23 protein-coding genes are annotated in these 24,457 nt (G+C 70.1%); 14 read left to right on the plus strand and 9 right to left on the minus strand.

Annotated elements, in window-relative coordinates:
* Positions 1-647: 647 nt before the first annotated feature.
* From G472_RS0129920 to G472_RS0129930, 3 genes are read right to left on the minus strand one after another with little or no spacing between them, the layout of a single operon-like run.
* Positions 648-1,031: a hypothetical protein gene (locus G472_RS0129920; protein WP_156927313.1), complete on the minus strand. Its 384-nt coding sequence runs from the start codon at positions 1,029-1,031 to the stop codon at positions 648-650.
* On the minus strand, positions 1,028-1,789 hold the full coding sequence (locus G472_RS0129925; protein WP_029011338.1) for an SDR family NAD(P)-dependent oxidoreductase: 762 nt from the start codon (positions 1,787-1,789) through the stop codon (positions 1,028-1,030). The genes G472_RS0129920 and G472_RS0129925 overlap by 4 nt, the downstream gene beginning before the upstream one ends.
* 44 nt (positions 1,790-1,833) lie before the next feature.
* Positions 1,834-2,637, minus strand: coding sequence for a DeoR/GlpR family DNA-binding transcription regulator (locus tag G472_RS0129930; protein ID WP_035694273.1), 804 nt, complete (start codon positions 2,635-2,637; stop codon positions 1,834-1,836).
* A gap of 131 nt (positions 2,638-2,768) precedes the next feature.
* On the opposite strand from G472_RS0129930, the gene G472_RS0129935 reads away from it, so the two are divergent.
* Positions 2,769-3,464 (plus strand): cysteine hydrolase family protein, encoded by a 696-nt coding sequence (locus G472_RS0129935; protein ID WP_029011340.1) that lies wholly within the window; start codon positions 2,769-2,771, stop codon positions 3,462-3,464.
* A gap of 29 nt (positions 3,465-3,493) precedes the next feature.
* Here G472_RS0129935 and G472_RS0129940 read toward each other — a convergent pair whose 3' ends face one another.
* From G472_RS0129940 to G472_RS0129960, 5 genes are all read right to left on the minus strand, one after another.
* On the minus strand, positions 3,494-4,777 hold the full coding sequence (locus G472_RS0129940; RefSeq protein WP_029011341.1) for a class-III pyridoxal-phosphate-dependent aminotransferase: 1,284 nt from the start codon (positions 4,775-4,777) through the stop codon (positions 3,494-3,496).
* Between the two features lie 10 nt (positions 4,778-4,787).
* Positions 4,788-5,597: an ABC transporter permease gene (locus G472_RS0129945; protein WP_051341625.1), complete on the minus strand. Its 810-nt coding sequence runs from the start codon at positions 5,595-5,597 to the stop codon at positions 4,788-4,790.
* 13 nt (positions 5,598-5,610) lie between these two features.
* A complete protein-coding gene (locus G472_RS0129950) occupies positions 5,611-6,534 on the minus strand; it encodes an ABC transporter permease (RefSeq protein ID WP_245593629.1) in 924 nt (307 codons plus the stop codon).
* Positions 6,535-6,539: 5 nt separating this feature from the next.
* On the minus strand, positions 6,540-7,631 hold the full coding sequence (locus tag G472_RS36515) for an ABC transporter ATP-binding protein (protein ID WP_051341627.1): 1,092 nt from the start codon (positions 7,629-7,631) through the stop codon (positions 6,540-6,542).
* A 108-nt stretch (positions 7,632-7,739) separates the two neighbouring features.
* Complete coding sequence (locus G472_RS0129960) at positions 7,740-8,885, minus strand: ABC transporter substrate-binding protein (RefSeq protein WP_029011344.1); 1,146 nt, start codon at positions 8,883-8,885, stop codon at positions 7,740-7,742.
* Positions 8,886-9,152: 267 nt separating this feature from the next.
* Here G472_RS0129960 and G472_RS0129965 point away from each other — a divergent pair, with 267 nt between their 5' ends.
* The 4 genes from G472_RS0129965 to G472_RS0129980 all read left to right on the plus strand — a co-directional run bounded on the left by G472_RS0129965 (position 9,153) and on the right by G472_RS0129980 (position 13,776).
* Positions 9,153-10,154, plus strand: coding sequence for a phosphotransferase enzyme family protein (locus G472_RS0129965; RefSeq protein ID WP_029011345.1), 1,002 nt, complete (start codon positions 9,153-9,155; stop codon positions 10,152-10,154).
* A gap of 51 nt (positions 10,155-10,205) precedes the next feature.
* A complete protein-coding gene (gene fabG, locus G472_RS0129970) occupies positions 10,206-11,000 on the plus strand; it encodes a 3-oxoacyl-ACP reductase FabG (RefSeq protein WP_029011346.1) in 795 nt (264 codons plus the stop codon).
* A gap of 65 nt (positions 11,001-11,065) precedes the next feature.
* Positions 11,066-13,339: a propanediol/glycerol family dehydratase large subunit gene (locus G472_RS0129975; RefSeq protein WP_029011347.1), complete on the plus strand. Its 2,274-nt coding sequence runs from the start codon at positions 11,066-11,068 to the stop codon at positions 13,337-13,339.
* Positions 13,336-13,776 (plus strand): diol dehydratase small subunit, encoded by a 441-nt coding sequence (locus G472_RS0129980; protein ID WP_051341629.1) that lies wholly within the window; start codon positions 13,336-13,338, stop codon positions 13,774-13,776. Before G472_RS0129975 ends, G472_RS0129980 begins: the two co-directional genes overlap by 4 nt.
* A 79-nt stretch (positions 13,777-13,855) precedes the next feature.
* On the opposite strand, the gene G472_RS38500 is transcribed toward G472_RS0129980, so the two are convergent.
* Complete coding sequence (locus G472_RS38500; RefSeq protein WP_029011349.1) at positions 13,856-14,788, minus strand: helix-turn-helix domain-containing protein; 933 nt, start codon at positions 14,786-14,788, stop codon at positions 13,856-13,858.
* A gap of 201 nt (positions 14,789-14,989) precedes the next feature.
* Here G472_RS38500 and G472_RS0129990 point away from each other — a divergent pair, with 201 nt between their 5' ends.
* The 9 genes from G472_RS0129990 to G472_RS0130030 all read left to right on the plus strand — a co-directional run bounded on the left by G472_RS0129990 (position 14,990) and on the right by G472_RS0130030 (position 24,248).
* Complete coding sequence (locus tag G472_RS0129990; RefSeq protein ID WP_029011350.1) at positions 14,990-15,829, plus strand: phytanoyl-CoA dioxygenase family protein; 840 nt, start codon at positions 14,990-14,992, stop codon at positions 15,827-15,829.
* A 7-nt stretch (positions 15,830-15,836) separates the two neighbouring features.
* Entirely contained in the window at positions 15,837-17,396 is a 1,560-nt protein-coding gene (locus G472_RS36520; RefSeq protein ID WP_169732873.1) for an AMP-binding protein, read from the plus strand.
* 47 nt (positions 17,397-17,443) lie between these two features.
* On the plus strand, positions 17,444-18,709 hold the full coding sequence (locus G472_RS0130000; protein ID WP_035694276.1) for an ABC transporter substrate-binding protein: 1,266 nt from the start codon (positions 17,444-17,446) through the stop codon (positions 18,707-18,709).
* A gap of 71 nt (positions 18,710-18,780) precedes the next feature.
* Positions 18,781-19,662 carry a branched-chain amino acid ABC transporter permease gene (locus G472_RS0130005; RefSeq protein ID WP_029011352.1) on the plus strand — a complete coding sequence of 294 codons (882 nt, stop codon included), beginning with the start codon at positions 18,781-18,783 and terminating at the stop codon, positions 19,660-19,662.
* 2 nt (positions 19,663-19,664) lie between these two features.
* On the plus strand, positions 19,665-20,642 hold the full coding sequence (locus tag G472_RS36525; protein ID WP_051341634.1) for a branched-chain amino acid ABC transporter permease: 978 nt from the start codon (positions 19,665-19,667) through the stop codon (positions 20,640-20,642).
* On the plus strand, positions 20,642-21,361 hold the full coding sequence (locus G472_RS0130015) for an ABC transporter ATP-binding protein (protein WP_029011353.1): 720 nt from the start codon (positions 20,642-20,644) through the stop codon (positions 21,359-21,361). The genes G472_RS36525 and G472_RS0130015 overlap by 1 nt, the downstream gene beginning before the upstream one ends.
* Before the next feature lies 1 nt (position 21,362).
* On the plus strand, positions 21,363-22,067 hold the full coding sequence (locus G472_RS0130020; RefSeq protein ID WP_029011354.1) for an ABC transporter ATP-binding protein: 705 nt from the start codon (positions 21,363-21,365) through the stop codon (positions 22,065-22,067).
* Between the two features lie 37 nt (positions 22,068-22,104).
* Positions 22,105-23,049 carry a phytanoyl-CoA dioxygenase family protein gene (locus G472_RS0130025; protein WP_029011355.1) on the plus strand — a complete coding sequence of 315 codons (945 nt, stop codon included), beginning with the start codon at positions 22,105-22,107 and terminating at the stop codon, positions 23,047-23,049.
* Entirely contained in the window at positions 23,046-24,248 is a 1,203-nt protein-coding gene (locus G472_RS0130030; RefSeq protein WP_211100280.1) for a serine hydrolase domain-containing protein, read from the plus strand. The genes G472_RS0130025 and G472_RS0130030 overlap by 4 nt, the downstream gene beginning before the upstream one ends.
* Positions 24,249-24,457: the final 209 nt, after the last annotated feature.

Genomic DNA, 24,457 nt, shown 5'->3' on the forward strand with positions numbered 1-24,457 from the left:
CACTGTGGATAAGCGGCCCGCCTACGCCAGCTCTGGGGGGCGCTGCGGCGGGCCGCTTACCCACAGCTCGTACACCACCTCGGGGGACGCGGCCCAGCGGGCCGGATGAACCGCGCCGGATTGGCCGGATGCCCCGCGCCCTCTGAAGCTGAGTTCACGATAACGGAAGCCAACATTTCCCGGAGTCGCCTTCGGCGTCCGTGAGCGCGCGATTCGGATGGTGTACGAGCACACCTCGCAACGGGCGGCGATCCGTACGATCGCGGCGGCGAGCGGCTGCACGTCCGGTGCCGTTCGCCGGGACCGGCGTGATGATTGGAAGGAATATTGGAAAGAGAGTTGGTTGGGGGCCAGGACGGGGAGCCTACCCCCTGAGTATATGAGAATCCGTCTCCCAACGAGGAGGCGTCCGCGGCGGCTCGCCGTGCGTGGAGCACCAGATTGGCATTGTTCACTGGCGGAAGAAAGTGGCGACTTTGGGAGAGGAACATTTCTCTCGGGCCAGTCCTAAAGGAGCAAATGGGCGGTGGGCGCATAACTAAGGCCGCAGGTTCAAGTCCTGCCGTTGCTGCCATCGATGCAGTCCTGGCGACCGTGCTGCAGGCCTCATCCAGCTTTGGCTGTGTGAGGCCGAGCAGCTCCTCGATCTACCCCAGATTCCTGACGTGGGTTTCACCACGGCGTTCGCCGGGCGTGATCTCAATGCGCGCGATGAGTGCCCGCATGGCGTTCATGGCTTCTCGGCGCGCCTCGCCGTCGTCGGACCACCCCTTGTGCAGGGTTTCGATCTTTCGGCGGTAGGTCTCGACAGCAGCGGGGTGCAACGCGACCACCGACTCGTCCGCGATCTCCGCCTCCAGGATCGTCGACAGTTCACGTTCGGCGTCGGCCTTGTCGGCAGTTCCGGCAGGTTTCGGTCCATCTTGCCACCAGCGCGGCCTGCTCGCCGTCGCGTAGGGCGCGGCGTTCGCCCTTTGGGGTCCCTTGCGGCGCCGGCCCGGGCGCGGCACGACATCTGACGGAACCATCACGCGATGCACTCGCCGCCGTCGACGACCAAGGCGTGGCCGGTCATGTAGGCGGAGCGGTCGGAGACGAGATACAGGATGGATTCGGCGATCTCCTCCACCGTCGCCCAGCGCCCGAGCGGAATGGTCTCGCGCACGTAGCGCTCCAGCGCGGCGCGGCCGCCCATCTGGCGTGCGTAGGGCTCGTTGAAGGGCGTGTCGACGAAGCCGGGGCACAGTGCGTTCACCCGGATGTTGTGGCGGGCGTAGTCGAGCGCCATCTGCTTGGTCATCATGATGGTGGCGGCCTTGGACGTGATGTAGGCCAGCATGCCGTGGTCGAGGAACACGCCGGAGTTGGACGCGGTGTTGAGGATGACGCCACCGCCCTGCGCCTTCATATGCGGCACCGCCAGCTTGCACGCCAGGAAATGGGCGCGGGTGTTGAGGCGGTAGGACGCATCCATGTCCTCCGGGCCCACCTCCTCCAGCGTGCCACCGACCTGGATGCCGGCGTGGTTGTGCAGGATGTCGATTCGCCCGAGAGTGTCGACGGAGAAAGCGACCATGCGTTCCAGGTCGGCATCGACCGACACGTCGACGCGCAAGGGCTCGGCGCGCCCACCGGCGGCGCGGATGCGTTCGGCGGTCGACTGGCCGGCCGCCTCGTCGCGGTCCGCCACGACCACCACCGCGCCCTCGCGCGCCATGATCTCCGCCCCGGCGCGCCCGATGCCCGACCCGGCCCCGGTCACCACCGCGATTCTGTCCTTCAGGATCATCGCCTTCCCCCTTCCGCCGACGGCGGCCGCCGGGCCGGCCCCGCTCAGGGCGGCTCGGGCCCGTTGACCGCCAAGTGAACGCGCGCGCGGTCGAGCGACCGGCGCAAGGGCCCCGTCGGGACCCGGTCGGTGACCAGCCGGGTGACGTCGGCCCAGGTGAAATAGAGGGCCAGCGACACTTGGTCGAACTTCGTGTGGTCGGCCACGATCATGGTCTCGGCCGAGCGGCCCATCATGGCGCGGTAGACCGCCGCGGCGTCCGCATCGGCCTCGTTCGGACCCTCCGGCGTCATGCCCGTCGCGCCGAGGATGGCATGGTTGGCGTAGAACCCGGCCAGGTACTCCACCGTCGCCGCCCCGGCCATCAGCCCCTCGTGGGCGTTGTAGCGGCCGGGGCACATGAAGATCGTGAAGGTCGGGTTGACGGCCAGCACCGTCGCCACGCCGAAGGCATTGGTGATGATGGTCAGATCGCGCTTCTCGGCCGCCAGCCGCCGCCCGATGTGGACGGTCGTGGCGCCGCCGCCGATCATCAGAACGTCGGAATGGTTGACATAGCGCGCCGCCTCGGTCGCGATGGCCTCGCGCTCGGCCACCATCATGCGGTGGCGCTCGGCGATCGTCGGCTCCAGGCCGAAGGGGCGCACGGCACCGCCGTAGGTGCGGTTGATGAGGCCGCGCGACTCCAGCTCGTCCAAGTCGCGGCGGATGGTCTCGGTCGAGACACCGAGGTCGGTCGCCAGTTCCGACACTCGCAGCGTCGGTTGCGCCCGCAGCTCCGCGACGATGCGCTCCTGCCGCCGGTCCTTGCGCAGCCGCTGCCTGGGTGTGTCCGTCATGTCCGTCATGGTTCAGTCTCTTTGCGCCGCGGAAGGTCGGCGCCGGCCGTTGCATGTTCCACAAGATTCATTGCACATTCTTCATGTTCACGCCCCCGGGCGAGCCTCTTACCACATTTCCAAGCCGTTGCGAGGATGGCATGCAGAGATGGAAGACCGCGCATCGCTCCTTCTACTACCAGGGCGCTCCCGAACCCGAGGACCCCGTCCTGACCCGGGGCGGGGTGGCACTGCTGTGCATCGACGTGCAGAACGTCTACCTGCAGCGTGAGGATCCAGCCAGCCTGTCGGGGGCGGCCCTGGAACGCTGGCACGCATGGACGCCCTTCCACGAACGCATGCGCGATGTCGTCATTCCCACCGTCGCCCGCCTCCAGGCGGCGTTCCGCGCCGCCGGGCTGGAGGTGGTGCACGCCCGCATCGCCTGCCGCACCCGAGACGGCCGCGACCGCTCGCTGAGCCAGAAGAAGCCGGGCTGGAACAACCTTCTGCTGCCCGAGGACACCGAGCCCTCGCGCATCGTCGCCGCCATCGCGCCGCGGGACGACGAGATCGTGGTGACTAAGACCACGGACAGTGCGCTGACCGGCACCAACCTGCGCCTCCTCCTGTCCAACATCGGCATCACGCACGTGGTCTGCTGCGGCATCTTCACGGACCAGTGCGTGTCCTCGACCGTGCGCAGCCTCGCGGACGAGAGCTTCGACGTCATCGTGGTCGAGGACGGCTGTGCGGCGGGCTCCCACGAGCTGCACCTAAAGGAGCTGGAGATCATCAACATGATCTACGGCCACGTCATGAGCGCCGACGAGTTGCTCGGCTACCTGCCGCGCTAGTGCCCGCGGGCCGGCCCGGGCGGCGGCGGTCACGCCGCCCGTTTGGCCTCCGCGGCGAGCTGCCGGGCCCGCGGCAACGCCGCCTCGAGCCGCTCCAGCACCTCGTTGCGCAGGGCTGGCTCGATTAGGATGCCCGGCTTGAACTGCAGCACCTGCGGGTCAAGGGTGGAGAAGATGGCCCACACGCCATTCTCGTAGAGCGCGCGCGAGACGAACTTCGCCCCTTCGGGATGGGCGAACTCCAGCCCCATGACGAGGCCGCGCTGGCGCACACCGGCGAAGAAATCGCCATGGCGGGAGCGGATGTCGGCCAGCCCATCGCTGAAGTGGCGCGTGGCGGCGTGGACGTTGGCAACCACATCGGGGCGCTGCGTCATTTCCAGCACGGCCATGCCGACGATGCAGCCGAGTTCGGCGCCGCCCGCCGTCGACATGTGGGCGAAGCCGTCCTCCTCCAGCCAGCCGGCCGCCTCGCCGCGCACCATCACCACCGCAATGGGGTAGAGGCCACCGCCGATCCCTTTGGCGGACACCACCAAGTCCGGCACGATCCCGTAGCCCTCGTAGCCCCACAGCGTGCCGCAGCGCATCAAGCCGGTCTGCACCTCGTCGGCGATGTAGAGGGTGCCGTGCGCCTCGCACAGCGCCTTGACCCCCTGCAGGTAGCCCTCGGCGGGCAGGGGGAAGCCGTAGGTCGCCGGGATGGTCTCCAGGATCACCGCCGCGGCGTCGTCGCCGGCGAGCGCCGCCTCCATGGCCTCCAGGTCGTTGAAGGGCACCTGGACGAATTCCGCCGGCCGCTCCGACAGGAAGCGCCGCGAGAAGCGCTCGTCGCCGGTGCACACGGCCAGCCCGGTGTGGCCGTGGTAACCCTTGACGATGCTGACGATCTTGCGCCGGCCGGTCGCGGCGCGGGCGGTCTTCAGCGCGAGATCGACCGCCTCCCCGCCGGCCGCCGCGAACAGGGTGTAGCAGCGCGCCCACGGCACCGTCCGGGCGAGCCGTTCGGCAAAGGCGGTGCGGGCGAGCGACGGGAAGTGGTGGTTGCCCATGTCGAAGTGGTCGAGCGCCTGCTTCAGCGTCGCCACCAGCTCCGGATGACGGTGACCCAGGTTGTACGTACCGCCGTTCAGATGGACGTCGATCAGCCGGGCACCGTCCATGTCGTAGAGGAAGTACCCTTCGCGCCGGTCGATCACCAGGTCGACCCCGAGTTGCTGCCAGAACCGGGTCTTGTCGGGATTCCAATAGGCGATCGACTTCTCGATCATCTCCTGCTTGGATCCGTAGGAGAAAAAGCCGTAATCGTGCATGGACGTCTCCTCAGGCGGCGCGGCGCCGCTTCATCAGCATCGCCGCCAGCGCGCCGATCCCGAGCGCCGACGCGGCAGCGATGGTGCTCATCGTGCCCAGCGTGGGGACCATCGGCGTGTAGCCGGCGATCATCTTGGCGTAGAGCCATTCGGGCACGGTGGAGTCCGCGCCCGTGGTGTAGAGCGACAGCGGAAAGTTTCCCCAGGACAGCAGGAAGGCGAACAGCGCGCCCGACCAGATGCCCGGCCACAGGATCGGCAGGGTCACCTCGCGCAGCACCTGCAGGCGCGAGGCGCCGAGGTCGAAGGCGGCCTCCTCCAGCGCGGGGTCGAAGCCGTAGACCTTGATGGCGATCACCAGAGTCACCACCGGCACGATCCACACGAGGTGGGCGACGATGGCGGTCCGCCAGGACATCTCCATTCCGACGGCGTTGAACCACAGCAGCAGCGCCAGCCCCAGCACCGGCTGGGGAAAGAAGATCGGCAGCAGCACGATCTTCTGGTAGAGGCGCCGCCCCGACCAGTCGTAGCGGGCAAAGGCCAGCGCGCCGAAGAAGCCGGCGGCCACCGCCACCACCGTCACCGCCGCCGCCAGCGCCAGGGAGGTGCGCAGCAGCATGCCGATCTCGATCGAATCGAGCGTGCGCGCCCACCAGTCGACCGACCAGCCGCGGATGGGGAACAGGAAGTAGCGGCCCTTGCCCAGCGACGCCAGCGCGCTGCACAGCACCGGAAGGTAGATCACCAGCAGCACGAAGCCGGTCCACGCGGCGGTCATGAGGCGGGCACGCCGCAGGCGCTGCTCTTGCGGGTTCATCACGGCGCCTCCCTCATTTGCGACCCAGAATGCGGTCGAGGTCGAGCCGCGACAGCGCGGCCAGCGTGAGGCCGCCGATGATCAGCATCAGCAGCACCGCCAGCGCCGAGCCGAGCGGCCAGTTCTGCGAGTAGGTGAAGGCGATCTCGATGTCGTGGGTGATGACGATCACCGACTGGCCGCCCAGCACCTTGGCCTCCGCCACCGCACCGGCGGCGAGAACGAAGGTCAGCAGCATGCCGATGAGCAGGCCGGGCATGGCCAGCGGCAACTCCACCTCGCGCCAGGCCTGCAGGCGCGTCGCCCCCATGTCGAGGGCGGCGTCGACCACGTCGCGCGGCACCAGCGACAGGCCGAGCACGGTGGGGAACAGCATGAAGGGCAGATAGGTGTAGACCATGCCGAACAGGATCATGCCCGGCGTGAACAGCACGTCCGGCCCGCCATCCGTACCCAGCGCCTTGAGGCTGCCGTCGAGGACGCCGTTGCGGATGAAAAACAACACCCAGCCGAACAGGCGGACGTTCTCGGAGATGAACAGCGGGAAGACGAAGAGGATGCCGACCAGCCCCGACCAGCGGCCGAACAGGTGGACGATGCCGTAGGCGATGGGGTATGCGACCACCGCCAGCAGCGCCACCGTGAAGGCGGCGAAGCCGAGCGACCAGGCGAACGACAGCCACACCGTGTTGGCGGGGTCGAAGATGGTGGCGTAATTCTCCAGCGTGAAGGTCGCGAACACGTCGAACGAGCGCGGCGTGGCGAAGGAGAAGGCGACCACCGCCACCAGCGGCGCGGCGAAGCCGACCGCCAGCAGCAGGTAGACCGGCAGCGCGCAACGCGCGCCGGCCGACAGGAAGGCCAGCGCGCGGGAACCCGGCGCCGGCCGCGGCGCGGTTTCGGACGGGGCGGGGGCCTCGAGCATGTCGGTGGCCATGGCCGTCACTCCGCCACGAAGATGGCGTCGCGGGCGTGCCAGCCGATGCGCACCGGCCGGTCCGGCGCGCCCGAACAGGCGTGGCGCCGCGACTGCTCGACGATGAAGGTCTTGTCGCCGACGCGCACCTGGTACTGCATGCGCGAGCCCAGGGAGTATTCGTTGTAGATGGTACCGACGATGACGTTCTCGGTCGTCGTGTCGTCGTCCTCGACGAAGTGGAGGAACTCCGGCCGCACCACGATGAAGCCCTTGGGCGGCTGCGGCCCGCCCGGCGGCGGCGTGAACCGCCCGGTCAGACCGGCGCAGACGTAGGCTCCGTCCGCCGCCACCACCGGCAGCACATTGACCTCGCCCATGAACTCGCAGACGAAGCGATCGGTGGGCCGGGTGTAGATGTCCTCCGGCGTCCCGACCTGCACCAGCCGGCCGCCGCGCATCACCCCGATGCGGTCGGACATCACCATCGCCTCTTCCAGGCTGTGGGTGATGTAGATGAAGGTCTTGCCGGTCTCCTTGTGGAGGTCCTTCAGCTCCTTCTCCAGGGTCTTGCGCAGCTTGTAGTCGATGGCCGACAGCGGCTCGTCGAACAGCAGGATCTCGGGGTCGTAGGCGAGGGCGCGGGCGAGCGCCACGCGCTGACGCTCGCCGCCGGAGCATTTGGTGACGTTCTTGGCATAGTAGCCTTCCGGCAGCCGGACCATGCGCATCAGCTCCAGCGCGCGGACCCTGCGATCGGCGGGCGGCACCTTGCGCATCTTCAGTGGGAACTCGATGTTCTCGCCGACCGTGCGGTGCGGGAACAGGGCCAGCGACTGGAAGACAAGGCACGTCGGCCGCTTGTTGGGCGGCAGGTGGCGCACGCTGCGCCCGCGCACGATGATGTCGCCCTCGGTCGGGTGCTCCATCCCCGCCAGCATGCGCAGCAGGGTGGTCTTGCCCGACCCGGACGGGCCGACGATGGTAAAGAACTCCCCCTCCGCCACCTGCAGGTCGATGCGCTCCACGGCGACGAAGCCGTCGAAGGTCTTGCGCACGCCGGCCAGCTCGAGAACGGGGCCGGCGCCCGGCGCGGTGTCCGGTCGGTCCTCGTGCATCACCACTGAATCCCTCATCGCCCAGCGATCCTGTTCCGGTCATGGCGGCCGGTTCCGGGGCGGTTCGCGCCGCCCCGGCCGGTCCCGCGTTCGGTGTGGGGCGTCCGTTCAGCCGCGGCTGCGCTTTGCCGCGTTCATCAGGTCGAGCGCGCGGTCGTAGTCGGGCACGATGTCGTACTCGACCGAGCGCGCCATCTCCTCCTCCAGGCTGTCCCACTGGATGGCGTCGAGCTGCTCCTTGGTGAAGAGGTTGAAGCAGGCCGGGTTGCCCATCTGCGTCACCGGGTTGAAGGTGCCCTCGGCGAAGGCGACGGTGTGGGCGATGTCGGGCGCCTGCACGTATTTCAGGAAGTCGGCGGCCAGCGGCGAGAGGTCCGGGTTGTTCACCATCGAGGTGATCTCGATCCAGGCGATGCCGCCCTTGCCGCCCATCGGGCCCTTGTTCGGCGTGATGCCCCGCAGGTTGACGAAGCCGTCGGCGCGCGCCGGCGAGATCGAGTAGGTGCCGCCCGTCAGGTGCAGGTCGATCTCGCCGGAGATCAGCGCCTGGTTCATGGTGGCGATATCGCCGATCATCCTGGCCCCGGCGAAGACGCGCTTGGCCGTCTGCTCGAAGGCGGCCATCTCTTCGGCGGTGTGCTGCTTGAACGGGTCGATGCCGGCGATGACGAAGATGCCGAAGACGTTCCAGTCGTCGGATTCCAGGATGCCGTAGCGGCCCGCGAGCTTGGGGTCGTTGAACAGGTCCCAGCCGGTGTCCTCGGCGGTGGCGCGGCTGATTTTGTCGGTGTTGACCACGAAGCTGTAGGGTCCGAAGCGCTGCGCCATGCCCAGCAGCTCCTTGCCGTCGTCGCTGAGCGCCCAGCGGTATGGGGGTTTGAACGACGGCAGCATGGTCTCGAAGAAGGGCTCGAACTCGGCGCGCGGCAGCGGCTTGATCAGCTTCTCCGGGAGCATGACCTTGCGCGCCCAGGGGTTGTTGACGTTGATCAGGTCCCAGGTGTTGGTCTCGCCGGCGCGCAGGCGGTTGATCATCGTCGGGTCGTTGGTCAGCGACTCCGCCCGGACGGTGGCGCTGCGGCTCTTGCGGAAGGGATCGAGCACCTGCGCGGAGTTGTAGCCCTCCCAGCACAGGATGTTCAGCTCCTTCGGGCGCGCCGCCAGGGCGGCGCGGGATAGGGCCGTTGGGCCGCCCAGCGCCACGGCGCCGGCGCCGATCAACTGCAGGACCGCACGTCGGGAAAACTGCGTCATCCGTCGTCTCCTTCACCTGCTGGATGGGCCCCGAGCCCCGCCGCGCCTCCCTGTCCGTCCCGGCCGGCGATGCCCGGCCCGATCGCGCATTGTGTGGGACTCGCCTCAACAATGTTGGATGCTACACGCCGGATTGGAGGGTTTACAACACCAAACCGCTGCATCATGATGAACCTCACACAAAGAAAGCGGCATAACCAACAGTGGACCACAGTGGTGCACGCCACGACGGAAAGCCGCCGAACCGAGGAGGGAGAGCGGAAGGCCATGGCTGGCGAGTATGCTCCGGAGGTCCTGACGGACCTTGAGGCGGCGGTCCGCGCCGCGCTTCCCGTCTGGTCTCTGTCGCCGCGCAGCGACGTCCGGCTTCTCAACGTGTCGGAAAATGCGACCTACCTCCTGAGCGACCCCGACGACGGCCGCAACCTGGTGCTGCGGGTCCATCGCCGCGGTTACCACACGCCGGACGAGATCCGGTCGGAGCTGGCGTGGATCCGCGCCCTGCAGGCGGAGCGGGTGATCGACACCCCGGCGCTGGTGCCCGGCCGCGACGGCGAACTGCTGCAGCGCATCGAATCCCCGGCCGGGTGGCCGGCCCGTCACGCCGTGGCGTTCGAGTACGTGCCGGGACGCGAGCCGGAGCCGAACGCCGATCTGGTGCCGTGGTTCCGCACGCTGGGCGCGCTGACCGCGCGCATGCACATCCACGCCCGCTCCTGGCCTCTGCCGCCGGGGTTCCGCCGCAAGACCTGGGATTGCGAGGCCATGTTCGGGGAACGGCCGTTGTGGGGGCCGTGGCGCGCCGGCCTGGGCCTCGACGCCGAAGGCACCGCCCTGATGGAGCGGGCCATCGCCCTGATCGCCCGCCGCCTCGCCCGCTTCGGCACGGAGAGCGACCGCTTCGGGCTGGTCCACGCGGACCTGCGGCTGGCCAACCTGCTGGTCGACGGCGCGACCATGCGCGTCATCGACTTCGACGACTGCGGGGTGAGCTGGTACCTCTACGACTTTGCCAGCGCCGTCAGCTTCTTCGAGCACGAGCCCATCGTCGACGACCTCATGGTCGCCTGGGTGGACGGCTACCGTTCGGTCGCCCCTCTGTCGGACGAGGAGGCGCGCGAGCTTCCCGTCTTCGTCGCCATGCGCCGCTTCCTGCTGGTCGCTTGGCTCGCCTCCCATTCCGAGGTGCCGCTGGCGCAGGAGATGGGCGTCGACTACACGCGCGGCGCGCTCGCCATGGCCGAGCGGCTGCTGACGACCCATTCCTGACCACCGCTCCACCTGCCCCCGTCCGGTTCCCGCCAGCCAGGAGAAATGCCCATGTTCACCTCACTCGCAGGCCGTTCCGTCATCGTCACCGGCGCCAGCAAGGGCATCGGCCGGGGCATCGCCCGGCGCTTCGGGGCCGTCGGCTGCAAGGTGCTCGCGGTGTCGCGCCACCTCGCCGAGGCCGAGGCCGTGGCCGCCGATATCCGCGGGGCCGGCGGCACCGCCGAGGCCTTCGCCGCCGATGTGTCGCGGCCGGAGGACTGCGAGGCCATGGCGGCGGTGGCGGAGCAGGCGCTGGGCGGCATCGACATCCTGTGCGCCAACGCCGGAATCTTCCCGGCGGCGAAGCTGGGCGCCATGACCGAGGCCGACTTCGACCTGGTCATGGGCACCAACCTGAAGGGCACCTTCCTGTCGGTCTCCGCCTGCCTGCCGGCCATGAAGGCGAAGCGGCGCGGCCGCATCGTCGTCACGTCCTCGATCACCGGGCCGATCACCGGCTATCCCGGCTGGTCGCACTACGGCGCCAGCAAGGCCGGCCAGCTCGGCTTCGTGCGCACCGCCGCCATCGAGCTGGCGCCTTACGGCATCACCATCAACGCGGTCCAGCCCGGCAACATCAAGACCGAGGGACTGGACGGCATCGGCGGCGATTACATCGCCAAGATGGAGGCCTCGATCCCCATGAAGCGGCTGGGCACGGTCGACGACATCGCCAACGCCGCGCTCTTCTTCGCCAGCGACGAGGCCGCCTACATCACGGGCCAGGCCATCGTGATCGACGGTGGGCAGGTCCTGCCGGAATCGCTGATGGCGCTGGAGGAGATGGACGTGGTCCCGGCCTGACCGGCGCGCGCGTCCCGGACATCCGGGCGGCCACCGGCGGCCGCCGCATCGAGGGGTAGCCTGCCATGCCCACGCCAAACCGCTGGCGCCGCTTCGCCGAATGGGACGAGCGGCCGCTGCGCCTCGACCGCTTCGCCGTGGAGGACGCGGCGAACGGCTTCGCCGCGGTTGCCGGCCTGCGTGACCCCGAGCCGGGGCTGACGCTGGAAGGCGGCGCCGTCGCCGTGATGGACGGCGTGTCGGCGGCCGAGTTCGACATGATCGACACGTTCATCGCCACCCATCACCTCGACCCCGAGGTGGCGCCGGAGGCCATGGCCCTGCCGTCGCAGACGGTGGCGCGTATGCTGGTGGACGTCAACGTGCCGCGGGCCGAGCTGGTGCGGCTGGCCCGCGGCATGACGCCGGCCAAGCTCGCCGACGTGGTGGCGCGGCTGAACGCGGCCGAGATCACCTTCGCCTACGCCAAGATGCGGGCGCGCGCCACGCCCGGCAACCAGGCCCACGTCACCAACGCCAAGGACGACCCGTTGCAGCTTGCGGCCGACGCGGCGACCGCCGTCGCCTTCGGCTTCGACGAGATCGAGACGACCATGCGGGTGTCGCGCAACGCCTGGTCCAACGCGCTCGCCTGCTGCGTCGGGGCGGCGGTCGGTCGGTCGGGCACCCTGTTCCAGTGCTCCTCGGAGGAGGCGGAGGAGCTGCGCATCGCCATGGCCGGCTTCACCTCCTACGCCGAGACCGTCTCGGTCTACGGCACGGAGCGGACCTTCGTCGACGGCGACGACACGCCGTGGTCCAAGGCCTTCCTGGCCGCCGCCTACGCCTCGCGCGGGATCAAGATGCGGTGCACGTCGGGCGCCGGGTCGGAGCTGCTGATGGGCTATCACGAGAGCAAGTCGCTCCTCTACCTGGAGGCCCGCTGCCTGTGCCTGCAGCGTGCCATGGGGGTGCAGGGCACTCAGAACGGCGGCATCGACGGGGCTCCGCTCGCCTCCACCATTCCCGGCGGCGTGCGGGAGTTGATGGCGGAGAATCTTCTGGCGGTCTGGCTCGACCTGGAGTGCGCCTCCGGCAACGACGCGCGCACGTCGGAATCGGAGATCCGCATCGGTGCCAAGATCCTGCCCTACCTGATCGCCGGCTCGGACCTCATCTGCTCCGGCTTCGGGTCGATCCTGAAGTACGACAACTCCTTCAACCCGTCGCTGTTCAACGGTGAGGAGATGGAGGACTACCTGGTCCTGCAGCGCGACTTCGAGGCGGACGGCGGCCTGACGCCGCGTGACGAGCCGGCCGTTCTGGCGGTCCGCCGGCGGGCGGTGGAGGTGCTGGCGGGCGTGCTGGAGGCGCTCGGCCTCGGCTCGGCCGATCCGGCCCGGCTCGACAGCGTCGTCTTCGCCTCCGGCTCCGACGAGACCGACAGCTACCGCCCCGGCGAGGTGGCGGTGCTGAGCGACGCCATCCAGCGGCGCAGCATCACCGTCATCGACGTGCTGAACGCCATGACGGCGCGCGGCTTCCGCGAGGAGGCGGACAACCTGCTGTCCCTGCTGAAGCTCCGGGTCTCGGGAGACTATCTGCAGACCGCGGCAGTGGTGCGCGGCGGCCGCGTCGTCAGCGCCGTCAACGATCCCAACGATTATCGCGGCCCGGGCACCGGCTACCGCCTGTCGGCGCAGCGGCGGGCCGAGATCCACGCCATCCGCGACGTTCTCGACCGCGACGCGGTGCTGCGCGCCGCCGCCCGCCAGAGCCGGCGCGAGGCCGGGCGAATCGCCTACCGCACCATGGGCCCGGCGGCGCGCGGCACCGACCCGCGCGAGGTGGTCATCGGCATCAGTCCCGCCTTCGGCACGCGGCTCTACGAGACGCTGGCCGGCCACGTCCTGTCGGACGTGCTGCGCAACCTGATCGACGGCATTGCCGCCCGTGGGCTGGCGGCGCGGGTGGTGCGCCTGCGGCACACCGCCGACACCTCCTTCCTGGGCTTGGCGGCGGCGCGGCTGTCGGGATCGGGGATCGGCATCGGCATCCAGGCCAAGGGCACCGCGGTGATCCACGGCCACGACCGGCTGCCGCACAACAACCTGGAGCTCTTCTCCAACGCCCCGATCACCACGCTGGCCCACTACCGCCGCCTGGGCGAGAACGCCGCGGCTCTGGCGCTGGGCGAGTGGCCGGAACCCGTGGTCGTGCCGCAGCGGGGCGAGGCCATGGGGGCGCGCTACCACGCCCAGGTCGCCCTCATCTACGCCATCGAGACCGGGTTGGTGGAGGACGGCGCCAGCCCCGAGCAGGTGGCGGTCACCTTCCTTGAGGGAGCTACCGTGCCATGACCGACCCTGTCCCGCCGCAGGCCCTGGGAACCGGTGACTATCCGCTGTCGGAGAAGCGTCCCGACTTGGTGAGGACTGCCACGGGCAAGCCGCTCGACTCCCTCACGCTCGACGCCATTGCCGCTGGCGCGGTCGGCCTCGCCGACCTCGCCATCACCCCGCAGGCCCTGACGATGCAGGCGGCGATTGCCCGCGCCGCCGGCCGCGAGACCCTGGCGCGCAACTTCGAGCGCGCCGCCGAGCTGGTCGGCGTGCCACAGGACGTGATCCTGGAGACCTACGAGCTGCTGCGGCCCGGCCGCGCCAAGGACAAGCAGACTCTGCTCGATGCCGCCACCCGCCTGCGCCGCGATTACGGCGCCGACCGGATCGCCGCCTTCGTGGAGGAGGCCGCCGCGGTCTACGAGCGCCGCAAACTCTTCACCTACCGGTTCTGACGGGGTACCCAACTCCGGACAGGGTGGTGCGGCGAGGCCACGCGGGCGAGGGATTTGCAACAGATCCCCGCCGACCTCATCATCCGCGCGCCGCCCGCGGCGTCTTGCCGAAGCGCGCCTTGAACATGCGGCTGAACGACGACTGGTCGGGAAAGCCCCAACGCACGGCGATCTCCGTGATCGAGGCCTGCGGGTTCATCTGCAGGCTGCGCCGGCATTCGTCGAGCCGGCGATCACGCACGTATCCCGCGAAGGTGTGCCCGGCTTCGCCGAGGACCTGGTAGAGGTAGCTGCGCGACATGCACAGCGCGCGGCTGGCCGTCTCCACCGACAGGTCCTCGTCGGCCAGGTGCGCGTCGATGTGGGAGAGGATGCGCTGCAGGGCGGTGCGGTGGCCGTTGCGGCGCGGTCCGCCCGGATCGTCGGGGCTGCGGCTCACCGCGCGGGCGATCAACGTCGAGAGCTGGTCGGCCGCCATGTCCTGGATGTCGGCCAATTCCAGCGGGCTGATCGACTCGAGCGCCTGCATGTAGAGGGACGCGATCCGGCCGCTGCCGGCGTCGCCGCGCAGGACCGACGTGGCCGGGCGCCCCAGCGCCCCCATGCGGTGGCGCAGGAGGTGCTCGGGCAGGGTCACGCAGAAGATTCGGAAACGGGAGCCGAAGGTGACGGTGAAGGCGGACGCCGTGTCGAGCAGATAGATGTCGCCGGAGCGCACCCGCGTCGCCTCGCCGAACTGTTCGACCATCACCTCGCCTTCCAGCACCAGATTGGCGAAGAACGAGACCTCGCTCTGCCGGTGGATGCCCTGGCGGGTCAGGTGGACGGGGTGGGCATCGGCCTCGACGACGGACGCGTGCATCGCGCGCAAGGCCAGACTGTCGATACGCCCGCGGAAGCGCCCGCAGTCGCCTTCGGGCTGCAGCGGCACGAACGCGTCGCAGATGGCGTCACGCCAGTAGGCGAACTGCTCGTGCTCGCGCACATCCTCCGTCGTCCACGTGGAGCGCATGCAACCTCCCACTGCCATCTGTTGCGGCATTTCGTCGCATTCGATCACGGGCGGGCACACCCGGGCAACAGCAATCCGGTGGCACGCCGGAAACGACGTTCCGGACGCGGCACACAAAGATGATGGACGGCACGCACAATCCGCTGTCCGGAGCGCTGCTACACTCCCTGCCAGGCCAGCGGCTGACGGTGCGGAGGGGACATGCTCAACGAGCAGCGGATAGCGGAGCATCGCGAGCGGATCGCGCGCGACGGCTACACCATCGTCGAGGGTGCGGTCGACGAGGCGACCCGCCGTGCCCTGGTCGACGCCCTGGAACGCGTCGAGCGCGAGCAGGGGATCGGTTTCGCCAGGACGAGCTTCGAGGGGCGGCGCACCGTCCGCATCTACAACCTGCTGGCGCGCGACGAGGCGTTCTGGCCGGCGCCGCTGCACGACCATGTCCTGCCCGTCGCCGAGGCGGTCCTCGACCGGGAGCTCCTGCTGTCCTCGCTGTCCGCCATCACGCTGGCGCCGGGGCAGGAGGCGCAACCCATGCACGAGGACACCCAGCAGATTCCGCTGCCGCGCCCGCACGTGCCGATCGCCATCAACGCACTGTGGGCGCTCACCGACTTCACCGAGGAGAACGGCGCCACCCGCATCGTGCCGGGCAGCCACCGGTTCGACGCGCCGCCCGCGTACGGCGGGACGTACGACACCATCGCCGCCGAGATGCCGGCCGGCAGCGTGATGATCTTCGACAGCCAGCTCTGGCACGCCGGCGGCGCCAACCGCACCGACCGGCGGCGCTTCGCGCTGTCCTGCTACTACTGCGCCGGCTGGGTGCGCCAGCAGGAGAACCTGCTGCTCGGTATCCCGCAGGAGACGGCCATGCGGTTTCCCCGGCGCCTGCAGGAGCTGTGCGGCTACTCCGTCTACAAGGGCCAGTACGGCCACATCGACAACCGCGACCCGATCGAGCGGCTGGGCCGCGAGCGCGCCCGCGCCATGGTGTGGGAGGCGAGCGACCGCAAGCGCTCGGCCGGCGCCGATGCCTGAGGCGGCGGTGGCCGACAGCGGGACGCTGCCGCGGGTTCCGGCCTCGGTCGTCCACATGCTGGCCGAGGCGGCGGACAGCCACGCCCAGTCCCCCGCCGTGACCTTCGGCGACACGACGCTCACCTACGCCGCGCTTCTGCGCGCCGTCGCCGGCCTGGCGTTGCAATGGCGGGACGTGGTCGGCGCGGGCGAGCGCATTGCGCTGGTGATGGGCAACTCGCTGGATCTGGTCGTCGCCACCTACGCGGCGCACGCCGCCGGGGCGCAGGTGGTGCCGCTCAACCCGTCCTACACGGCGCGGGAGATCGGCGCCATGCTGGAGGACGCCCGGCCGCGGCTGGTCGTCTACGACGCCGGCGTGGCCGCCGACGTGCACGGGTTTTGCGCGGCCCTCGGCGTCGCGGCGGTGGTCTGCGCGGGCAGCAGCGGCACGGCGCTGGCGATGGAACACGCGGCCGGCTCCGCCCGCCTGCCGGCGGAGCTGCCCGGCCACGACGATCTCGCCACCCTGCAGTACACGGGCGGCACCACCGGCCGCTCAAAGGGCGTCAACATTCTGCACCGCCAGCTCGCGGTGAACCTCGCCCAACGCGAGGCGGTGCTGCCGACCGAGCGGGGCGGCGAGGTGGCGCTGTGCTCGATGCCGCTGTTCCACGTGTCGGCGGTGTCCATGTGCCTGCACCTGGCGTGCTACGCCGCGTCGCACCTCGTGGTGCTGCCGCGCTACCGGCCCGACCGGGTGATCGAGGCCATCGCCCGCCATCGCGTCACGCTGATGTCGGCCGGCCCCACCATCTTCCGCGGCCTGCTGGCGCACGACCGCCTGGGCGCCACCGACCTCGCCAGCCTGCGCTACTGCTACTCCGGCTCGGCGCCCCTGCCCGAAGCGACGCTGCGCGGCTGGGAGGAGGCGACCGGCGGCACCATCCTGGAGGGCTACGGCATGACCGAGGCCGGGCCGGTGCTGAGCTACAACCCCGTGCACGGCGCGCGCAAGGTGGGATCGGTCGGGCCGGCGGTGCCATGCAGCGAGATGCAGATCGTCGACGCCGATGATGGAACGCGCCGCCTGGGCCGCGGCGAGACCGGGGAGATCCGCGTGCGCGGGCCGCACGTCATGGCCGGATACCGGAACCGCCCGGACGCCGACGCCGAGGCGTTGCGCGACGGCTGGCTCTACACCGGCGACATCGGCCACCTCGACGGCGACGGCTACCTGTTCATCACCGGCCGCAAGAAGGAGACCATCAACGTCGGCGGCTACAAGGTCTACCCGCGCGAGGTGGAGGAGGTGCTGTTCGAGCACCCCGCCGTCCAGGACGCGGCGGTCTTCGGGGCGCCCGACGGCTACTACGGCCAGGTCGTCCACGCCTATGTGGTGCCGCGCGACGGCATGGCCGTCCGCCCGGCCGAGCTGGTCGAGCACTGCCGCCGGGGGCTCGTCCGCTACAAGGTTCCGCGCGCCATCGCGCTCACCGACGCCCTGCCGAAGACCAGCGTGGGCAAGCTGGCGCGCCGACTGCTCGTCCCGATCCCGGAGGACGGGGAGAGCGTGCGCGCGGACTGACGACGGCTCCGGCCGGAAGGAACAAGAACCAAGGTGGGAGAGAGACGATGAAGAACCAGCGTGCGTGGAGGACCGCGATCACTGCCCTGTCGGCGCTCGCGGTGGCCGGCTGGGCCGCGGCCGGCGCCCTCGCCGCCGATCCGGTGCGGGTGGGCTATCTGATCCCGCTGTCCGGCACGGCGGCGGCGTCCATCGGCCAGGAGATGAGCAAGGCGACGCACCTCGCGGTGAAGCACATCAACGCCGCCGGCGGCATCCGGTCGATGGGCGGAGCGCAGCTCCAGCTCGTCGAGGTGGACACCCGCGGCGACCCCAAGGTGGGCATCACCGAGGCCGAGCGCCTGATCACCGTGGAGAAGGTGCCGGTCATCATCGGCGCCTTCCAGAGCAACGTCACCTTCCCGGCCACCGCCGTCGCCGAGAAGTACCAGGTTCCGTGGCTGGTCGACCTCGCCGCCAAGGCCGACATCACCGAGCGCGGCTTCAAGTATGTGTTCCGCCCGACGCAGATCCCGTCCTCCGGCAACGCCGACAGCTCGGTCGACTTCGTGGTGTGGGCGGGCGAGAAGTCCGGCCGCAAGCCGAAGACCGCCGCCGTCATCTACGAGAACACCGACTGGGGCCAGGATCTCGCCAAGACCATGCGCACCCGCTTCAAGGAGCTGGGGATCGAGGTGGTGCTGGACGAATCCTACGCGCCGAACTCGCCCAACCTGCGGCCGCTGGTGCTCAAGCTGAAGGGGGCCAAGCCCGACGTCATCTCGGTCACCTCCTACACCGGCGACGCCATCCAGCTCCAGAAGCTGATCAGCCAGATGCAGGTTGACGCGATGGCGGTGGTCGGCAGCGCCGCCGGCCACGTCGACCGCACCTTCGTCCCGACCGTCGGGGTCAAGGGCACCGATTACACCTTCACCACCAACGGCTGGGCCGGCTACGAGTCCGCGGTCACCACGCCCTTCGCCAAGCGCTTCTGGGATGACTACGTCGCCGAGCACAAGACGGAGCCGACGGAGCTGGGCGTCACCGCCTACGCCGACGTCTGGATCCTCAAGGACGCGCTGGAGCGGGCCGGCAAGGCCGAGCCGCAGGCGATCCGCGACGCGCTGGCGCAGACCGTCATGAAGGGCAACGACGTCACCAAGCTGCTCGGCTACGACATCGCCTTCGACGAGAAGAACCAGAACACGCTGAAGCGCTTCGTCGTGCAGCAGATCGTCGACGGCAAGTACTACACCGTGTGGCCGCCGCAGCTCACGCCGGCCGGCTTCGAGATGACCTGGCCGGTCCCGGCCTGGAGCGAGCGCAAGTAGAGGCGCTCCGGGGGCGCCGGCGGGCGCCCCCGCCTTCCCGCACGTCCCGTTCCCCTGCCACACGGTGGCCGATGTCCAGCACCATCACCCAGGCCCTGCTGAACGGTATCGCCAGCGGCGCCATCTACGGCCTCATCGCGCTCGGGCTCAGCCTGCAGTTCGGCGTGATGAAGATCATCAACTTCGCGCACGGCTCCTTCCTGATGATCGCCATGTACCTGGCGCTGTGGGGATGCCGGCACCTCGGGCTGCACCCGCTGGCGGTGATCCCGCTGGTGATGGCCGCGCTCTACGTCGTCGGGCACGTCACCCAGCGCTGGCTGATCGAGCCCATCTACCGCAAGGAGGCCACGCGCGAGCCGATCGGGGTGCTGATCTTCACGACGGGCCTGTGGATCTTCCTGGACAACCTGTTCCTCGTCCTGGCCGGGCCGGACTTCCAGAGCCCGCCGGGCGACTGGCCGAACGAGGTGGTGATGGTGGGCGACCTCATCTTCACCTACCCGCAGGTGGCCGGCTTCATCGTTGCCAGCGCGGTGACGCTGCTGCTCGTCACCTTCCTGCGCGGCACGCGCATCGGGCGGATGATCCGGGCCACCGGGCAGGACCGCGAGGCGGCGAGCGTGCTCGGCATCGACAGCGCCGCCGTCTACCAGGTCTCCTTCGCCCTCGGCCTGGCCGTGCTCGGCGTGGCGGGCAGCCTGCTGCTGACCATCGTCCCGGTCGACCCCTTTATCGGCGACTCCTACGGCATCCGCGCCTTCGTCGTCGTCGTGCTGGGCGGCATCGGCTCCGTGGGCGGGGCGTTCTGGGGCGGCATCCTGGTGGGGATCATCGAGTCCATGGGAGCCCAGTTCATGCCGGTCACCTACTCCGAGGCCATGATCTTCGCCATCTTTCTCGGCGTGCTGTACTTCCGCCCCGCCGGCCTGTTCGGGCTGGAGGAGGCGTGAGCATGCGGCAGGACCGGCTCATCGGGTGCGCCGCCGCCGCCGTGCTGGCGGTGCTGCCGCTGGTGTTCGACAACCCCTACACGCTCTCGGTCGTCATCCTCACGCTGCTGTACGCCTACCTTGCGCTCTCCTGGAACATCATCGGGGGGATCGCCGGGCAGCTCTCGCTCGGGCACGCGGCGTATTTCGGCATCGGCGGCTACACCTCCACCTACCTGTTCCTCACCTACGGGCTCAGTCCGTGGCTGGGCATGCTGGCGGGCGCGGTGCTGGCGAGCGCCGCGGCGGCGCTGATCGGTTTGCCGTGTTTCCGGTTGCGCGGCGCCTACTTCGCGCTGGCGACGCTGGCCGCCGCGGTCATCCTGCGGGTGATCGTGGAGAACTCGCACGAGCTTCTCGGCGGCCCGCGCGGCATGGAGGTGCGGCTGCTGCACGACGCGCCCTGGTACTTCCAGCACACCCGCAAGGAGTTCTACTACGCGGTGGTCGTGGCGCTCGTCGCGGTGGCGCTGTTCGCCAATTACGCCGTCTTGCGCTCGCGCTTCGGCTACTACCTCACGGCCATCCGCAACGACGAGGAGGCGGCGCTGGCGCTCGGCGTGAACGCCCGCCGGTGCAAGCTGCAGGCGGCGGTGCTGAGCGCCGCGCTGACCGCGGTGGGCGGCACCTTCTACGCGCAGTACGTGCTGTTCATCAGCCCCGACAAGGTGTTCGGCGGGCACCTCAGCGTGCAGATCGCCGTCATCTGCATCATCGGCGGCCGCGGTACGCTGTGGGGGCCGGCGCTGGGGGCGCTGCTGCTTCTGCCGGCCGAGGAGGTGGCGCGCTTCGTCACCGGCGGCGCGCCGGGGGCGGCGATGATGCTCTACGGCCTGCTGCTGATGGTGGTGATCCGGTTCGAGCCGCGCGGCCTGATCGCGCTGGCCCGGCGCGCGACCGGGTGTCGTGCGGCGCCGCGCGCCGGCGTGGAGGTGGCGTGATGGAGCTGCTCGAATACCGCGGCGTCGCCAAGCACTTCGGGGGTCTGCGCGCCATCGAGGAGGTGTCGTTCCACGTCGGCGAGGGCGAGATCGTCGGCCTGATCGGGCCCAATGGTGCGGGCAAGACGACGCTGTTCGCCATGGCCTCCGGCTTCCAGCCGACCACGCGCGGCGAGGTGTGGTTCGCCGGGCGCCGCATCGACGGGCGCCCGCCGCCGGAGATCTGCCGCCTGGGGCTGGCGCGCACCTTCCAGATCGTGCGCCCGTTCGGCGAGATGAGCATGCTGGACAACGTGATGGTCGGCGCCTTCCTGCGCCACCCCGACCGGCCCCGCGCCCACGACCGGGCGGTGGCGGTGCTGGAACGCTTCGGCATGGCCGACCGGCTGGAGCAGCCGGCGCGCACGTTGACGCTGGCCGGGCGCAAGCGGCTGGAGGTGGCGAAGGCGCTGGCGACGGAGCCGCGGCTGCTGCTGCTCGACGAGGTGATGGCCGGCCTGACGCCGGTCGAGACCGCCGAAATGATGGACCTGATCCGCACGGTGCGCCGCGGCGGCACGACCGTGCTGCTGGTGGAGCACAACATGCACGCGGTGATGCGCCTGTGCGACCGTGTGGTGGTGATCCACCACGGCCGCAAGATCTGCGACTCCGACCCGGCCACGGTGGCCGCCGACCCGGACGTGATCGCCGCCTATCTGGGGGAGGACGAGGACTGACATGCTGGAGATCGACCACGTCAGTTCCGGCTACGGCGACGTGCGCGTGCTGCACCGCGTCGCGCTCTCGGTCGAGGAGGGCGAGATCGTCAGCATCGTCGGCGCCAACGGCGCCGGCAAGACGACGCTGATCCGGACCATCATGGGAACGCTGCCGGCCACGGCCGGCGAGGTCCGCTTCCGCGGCGAGCGCCTGTCCGGCCTGCCGCCGCACGCGGTGGCCCGCCGGGGGATGGCGCAGGTGATGGAGGGGCGGCGGCTGTTCCCGCACATGTCGGTGGAGGAGAACCTTCTGGTCGGCGGCGACATCCTGCGCGATCCGGCGCGCAGCCGGCGCCTGCTCGACTGGGTCTACGGCATGTTCCCACGGCTGCGCGAGCGGCGGCGGCAGTTGGCCCGCTCCTTCAGCGGCGGCGAGCAGCAGATGCTGGCCATCGGCCGGGCGCTGATGACGGCGCCGCGGCTGTTGCTGCTGGACGAGCCGTCGATCGGCCTGGCGCCGGTCGTCGTCAAGGAGATCTTCGCGCGCATCCCGGACATCAACGCCGAGGGCGTCACAATCCTGCTCGTCGAGCAGGACGTTCGCCGCTCGCTCAAACTGTCGGCGCGCGGCTACGTCATCGAGCAGGGGCGCGTCGTGCTGAACGGCACCAGCGCCGAGCTGCTCGCCAACGACGGCCTCAAGGCCGCCTATCTCGGGCAATGAGAACAGTGGACCAATAACAACAGTGGAAGGAAACGCCATGCCGCTTGCGGTGCCGTCCATCGACCTGGACGCGGTCCAACGCCAGTTGGAGGAGGAGGGCTACGCCGTCATTGAGAACGTGCTGCCGCCGGACGAGCTGGAGCGCTACCGCCGCACGGTGGACGCGCTGATGGTGCACGAGCGCGTGCACCCCTACTGCCCGGAGGACGGCGAGGAGCGGCCCGAGGATGCCGAGGTGGCCGACTACTACCGGACGCACTACACGGTGAGCGAGGCGGAGGCGCAGCGCCTGCTGGCCCGCATGCGCCACGACCGCGCCCGCAACGCCGACACGCCCTGGCCGGTGCCCTACGGCAAGGTGCCGAAGACCTTCATCCACTTGCCGACCCTGTTCGACCAGGACCGCTCGCAGCGCGTCTGGCAGCTCGTCAACAAGGCGCCGGAGATGGCGTCGCTGATCGAGAACCCGGTGGTGCTGGACCTGGTGCGGCGGGTGCTCGGCGCCGACTGCAACCTTCACGACTTCCAGGCGACCAGCATCGGCCCGGGCACCGGCGGCGGAGCCTGGCACGTCGACGCGCCGCTCGGCCAGATCCCGGAGCCGTTGCCCGAGTTCCCGCTGATGGTCCAGAACGTCTGGCTGCTCGACGACTTCACCGCGCACAACGGCGCCACGCGGGTGGTCCCCGGCAGCCATCGCTTCCGCAAGGCGCCGCCGTGGTCCGAGGGCCAGCGCGACGACGAGCGCGTGCTGACGGCCCCGGCCGGCTCGGTGGCGATCTGGCTGTCGAACACGTGGCATCGCTCCGGCCCCAACGAAACCGACCGGCCGCGGCGAGCGATCCTGTGCAACTACAATCGCTCCTGGCTGCGGGGCTTCACCGACTTCGTCGCCACCCTGGACGAGGCGACGGCGCGGCGGCTCTCCCCGACCGTCCGCTACCTCCTGGGGTACTCGGCGCGCGCGCCGGAGCGCCGGTGAGCGCCGTGCGGTCCTTCGAGACGCCGGTCCCCGGCGGGGTGGTGCGCGGCGCCGGCCTGCCCCGCTTCGCGCCATTGGCGGAGGCGTTCGTCGCCAACTTCGTCGAGCGCGGCGAGGTCGGCGCATCGCTGTGCGTGACCGTGGCCGGGCAGGTCGTGCTCGACCTGTGGGGCGGGCTGGCCGATCCGGACACCGGGCGTCCCTGGGAGGAGGACACGGTGTCCATCGTCTTCTCCAACACCAAGACGGCGACGGCGCTGTGCCTCCACCGGCTGGCGGAACGCGGCCTGGTGGACCTGGACGGCCCGGTGGCCGCCTGCTGGCCGGAGTACGCGCAGGCCGGCAAGGGCGGCACCACCGTGCGCATGCTGCTGGACCACACCGCCGGCCTGCCGGCCCTGCGCGCGCCGCTGCCGGACGGCGCGGCCTTCGATTGGGACGTCATGGTGGGGCGGCTGGCCGCGGAAGCGCCGTTCTGGGCACCGGGAACACGCACCGGCTACCACGGGCTGACCTTCGGCTGGCTGGTCGGGGAGGTGGTCCGCCGCGTCTCAGGCCGTTCGCTGGGCACCGTCTTCGCCGAGGAGGTCGCCGGGCCACTTGGCCTCGACTATTGGATCGGCCTGCCGGAGGCGGCGGAGGGGCGGGTCGCGCCGATCATTCCGTACCGCCCGGTGCGGGGAGCACCGGCCAGCCGCTTCGAGGCGGCGGTGGCGGAGGAGCCGGACTCGGTGTCCGCCCTTTACTTCCGCAACACCGGCGGCTGGCGGCCGAAGGGATTCAACAGCCGTGTCGGGCGCGCGGCGGAAATCGGCGCGGCGAACGGCATCACCAACGCCCGCGGCCTTGCGCGCTTCTACGCGCCGCTGGCCAACGGTGGCGGCGGGCTGCTGCGGCCGGACACCGTCGCCGCCATGGCGGAGGTCACGTCGGCCACCCACGACGACGCGACGCTGCGCATCCCGACGCGCTTCGCCGCCGGGTTCATGCGCTCGATGGACAACCGCGCGCGCGGCGTCGACAGCGCCGTGCTGCCGGCCACCGCGTTCGGCCATGTCGGGGCCGGCGGCTCGCTCGGCTTCGCCGACCCGGCGCACCGCTTGGGCTTCGGCTACACGATGAACCGCATGGGGGAGGGGCTGCTGCTGAACGCCCGGGGGCAGTCCTTGGTGGACGCCCTGCAGCGGTGCCTCGCATGACGGCCGCGCGGCACCGTCAAGTCGTTGAAGCTGGCGGTTCGGGACGGTGCGGGTTGCCCACGGAAACCCGGGGACCGGGCGGTCACGGGGCGTCGTCATGGCGCCCCTCTGCCGGCCCGGATCGCTGCAATCCAGCCTGAACGTGACGGTGCCGGTGACGGCGAGCGGCGTTGGCCTTGTGCGGCATGATGAATCACCAAGCGGGAGCG

This window comes from Azospirillum halopraeferens DSM 3675 (assembly GCF_000429625.1).
GTDB classification, from domain to species: Bacteria; Pseudomonadota; Alphaproteobacteria; order Azospirillales; family Azospirillaceae; genus Azospirillum; species Azospirillum halopraeferens.

What these genes read in the sequence shown, in the direction of transcription:
- G472_RS0129925 (WP_029011338.1), bottom strand. Translation starts at nt 1,789, where the DNA reads ATGATCCTGAAGGACAGAATCGCGGTGGTGACCGGGGCCGGGTCGGGC.
- G472_RS0129930 (WP_035694273.1), bottom strand. Translation starts at nt 2,637, where the DNA reads ATGACGGACATGACGGACACACCCAGGCAGCGGCTGCGCAAGGACCGG.
- G472_RS0129935 (WP_029011340.1), top strand. Translation starts at nt 2,769, where the DNA reads ATGCAGAGATGGAAGACCGCGCATCGCTCCTTCTACTACCAGGGCGCT.
- G472_RS0129940 (WP_029011341.1), bottom strand. Translation starts at nt 4,777, where the DNA reads ATGCACGATTACGGCTTTTTCTCCTACGGATCCAAGCAGGAGATGATC.
- G472_RS0129945 (WP_051341625.1), bottom strand. Translation starts at nt 5,597, where the DNA reads ATGAACCCGCAAGAGCAGCGCCTGCGGCGTGCCCGCCTCATGACCGCC.
- G472_RS0129950 (WP_245593629.1), bottom strand. Translation starts at nt 6,534, where the DNA reads ATGGCCACCGACATGCTCGAGGCCCCCGCCCCGTCCGAAACCGCGCCG.
- G472_RS36515 (WP_051341627.1), bottom strand. Translation starts at nt 7,631, where the DNA reads ATGCACGAGGACCGACCGGACACCGCGCCGGGCGCCGGCCCCGTTCTC.
- G472_RS0129960 (WP_029011344.1), bottom strand. Translation starts at nt 8,885, where the DNA reads ATGACGCAGTTTTCCCGACGTGCGGTCCTGCAGTTGATCGGCGCCGGC.
- G472_RS0129965 (WP_029011345.1), top strand. Translation starts at nt 9,153, where the DNA reads ATGGCTGGCGAGTATGCTCCGGAGGTCCTGACGGACCTTGAGGCGGCG.
- fabG (WP_029011346.1), top strand. Translation starts at nt 10,206, where the DNA reads ATGTTCACCTCACTCGCAGGCCGTTCCGTCATCGTCACCGGCGCCAGC.
- G472_RS0129975 (WP_029011347.1), top strand. Translation starts at nt 11,066, where the DNA reads ATGCCCACGCCAAACCGCTGGCGCCGCTTCGCCGAATGGGACGAGCGG.
- G472_RS0129980 (WP_051341629.1), top strand. Translation starts at nt 13,336, where the DNA reads ATGACCGACCCTGTCCCGCCGCAGGCCCTGGGAACCGGTGACTATCCG.
- G472_RS38500 (WP_029011349.1), bottom strand. Translation starts at nt 14,788, where the DNA reads ATGCGCTCCACGTGGACGACGGAGGATGTGCGCGAGCACGAGCAGTTC.
- G472_RS0129990 (WP_029011350.1), top strand. Translation starts at nt 14,990, where the DNA reads ATGCTCAACGAGCAGCGGATAGCGGAGCATCGCGAGCGGATCGCGCGC.
- G472_RS0130000 (WP_035694276.1), top strand. Translation starts at nt 17,444, where the DNA reads ATGAAGAACCAGCGTGCGTGGAGGACCGCGATCACTGCCCTGTCGGCG.
- G472_RS0130005 (WP_029011352.1), top strand. Translation starts at nt 18,781, where the DNA reads ATGTCCAGCACCATCACCCAGGCCCTGCTGAACGGTATCGCCAGCGGC.
- G472_RS36525 (WP_051341634.1), top strand. Translation starts at nt 19,665, where the DNA reads ATGCGGCAGGACCGGCTCATCGGGTGCGCCGCCGCCGCCGTGCTGGCG.
- G472_RS0130015 (WP_029011353.1), top strand. Translation starts at nt 20,642, where the DNA reads ATGGAGCTGCTCGAATACCGCGGCGTCGCCAAGCACTTCGGGGGTCTG.
- G472_RS0130020 (WP_029011354.1), top strand. Translation starts at nt 21,363, where the DNA reads ATGCTGGAGATCGACCACGTCAGTTCCGGCTACGGCGACGTGCGCGTG.
- G472_RS0130025 (WP_029011355.1), top strand. Translation starts at nt 22,105, where the DNA reads ATGCCGCTTGCGGTGCCGTCCATCGACCTGGACGCGGTCCAACGCCAG.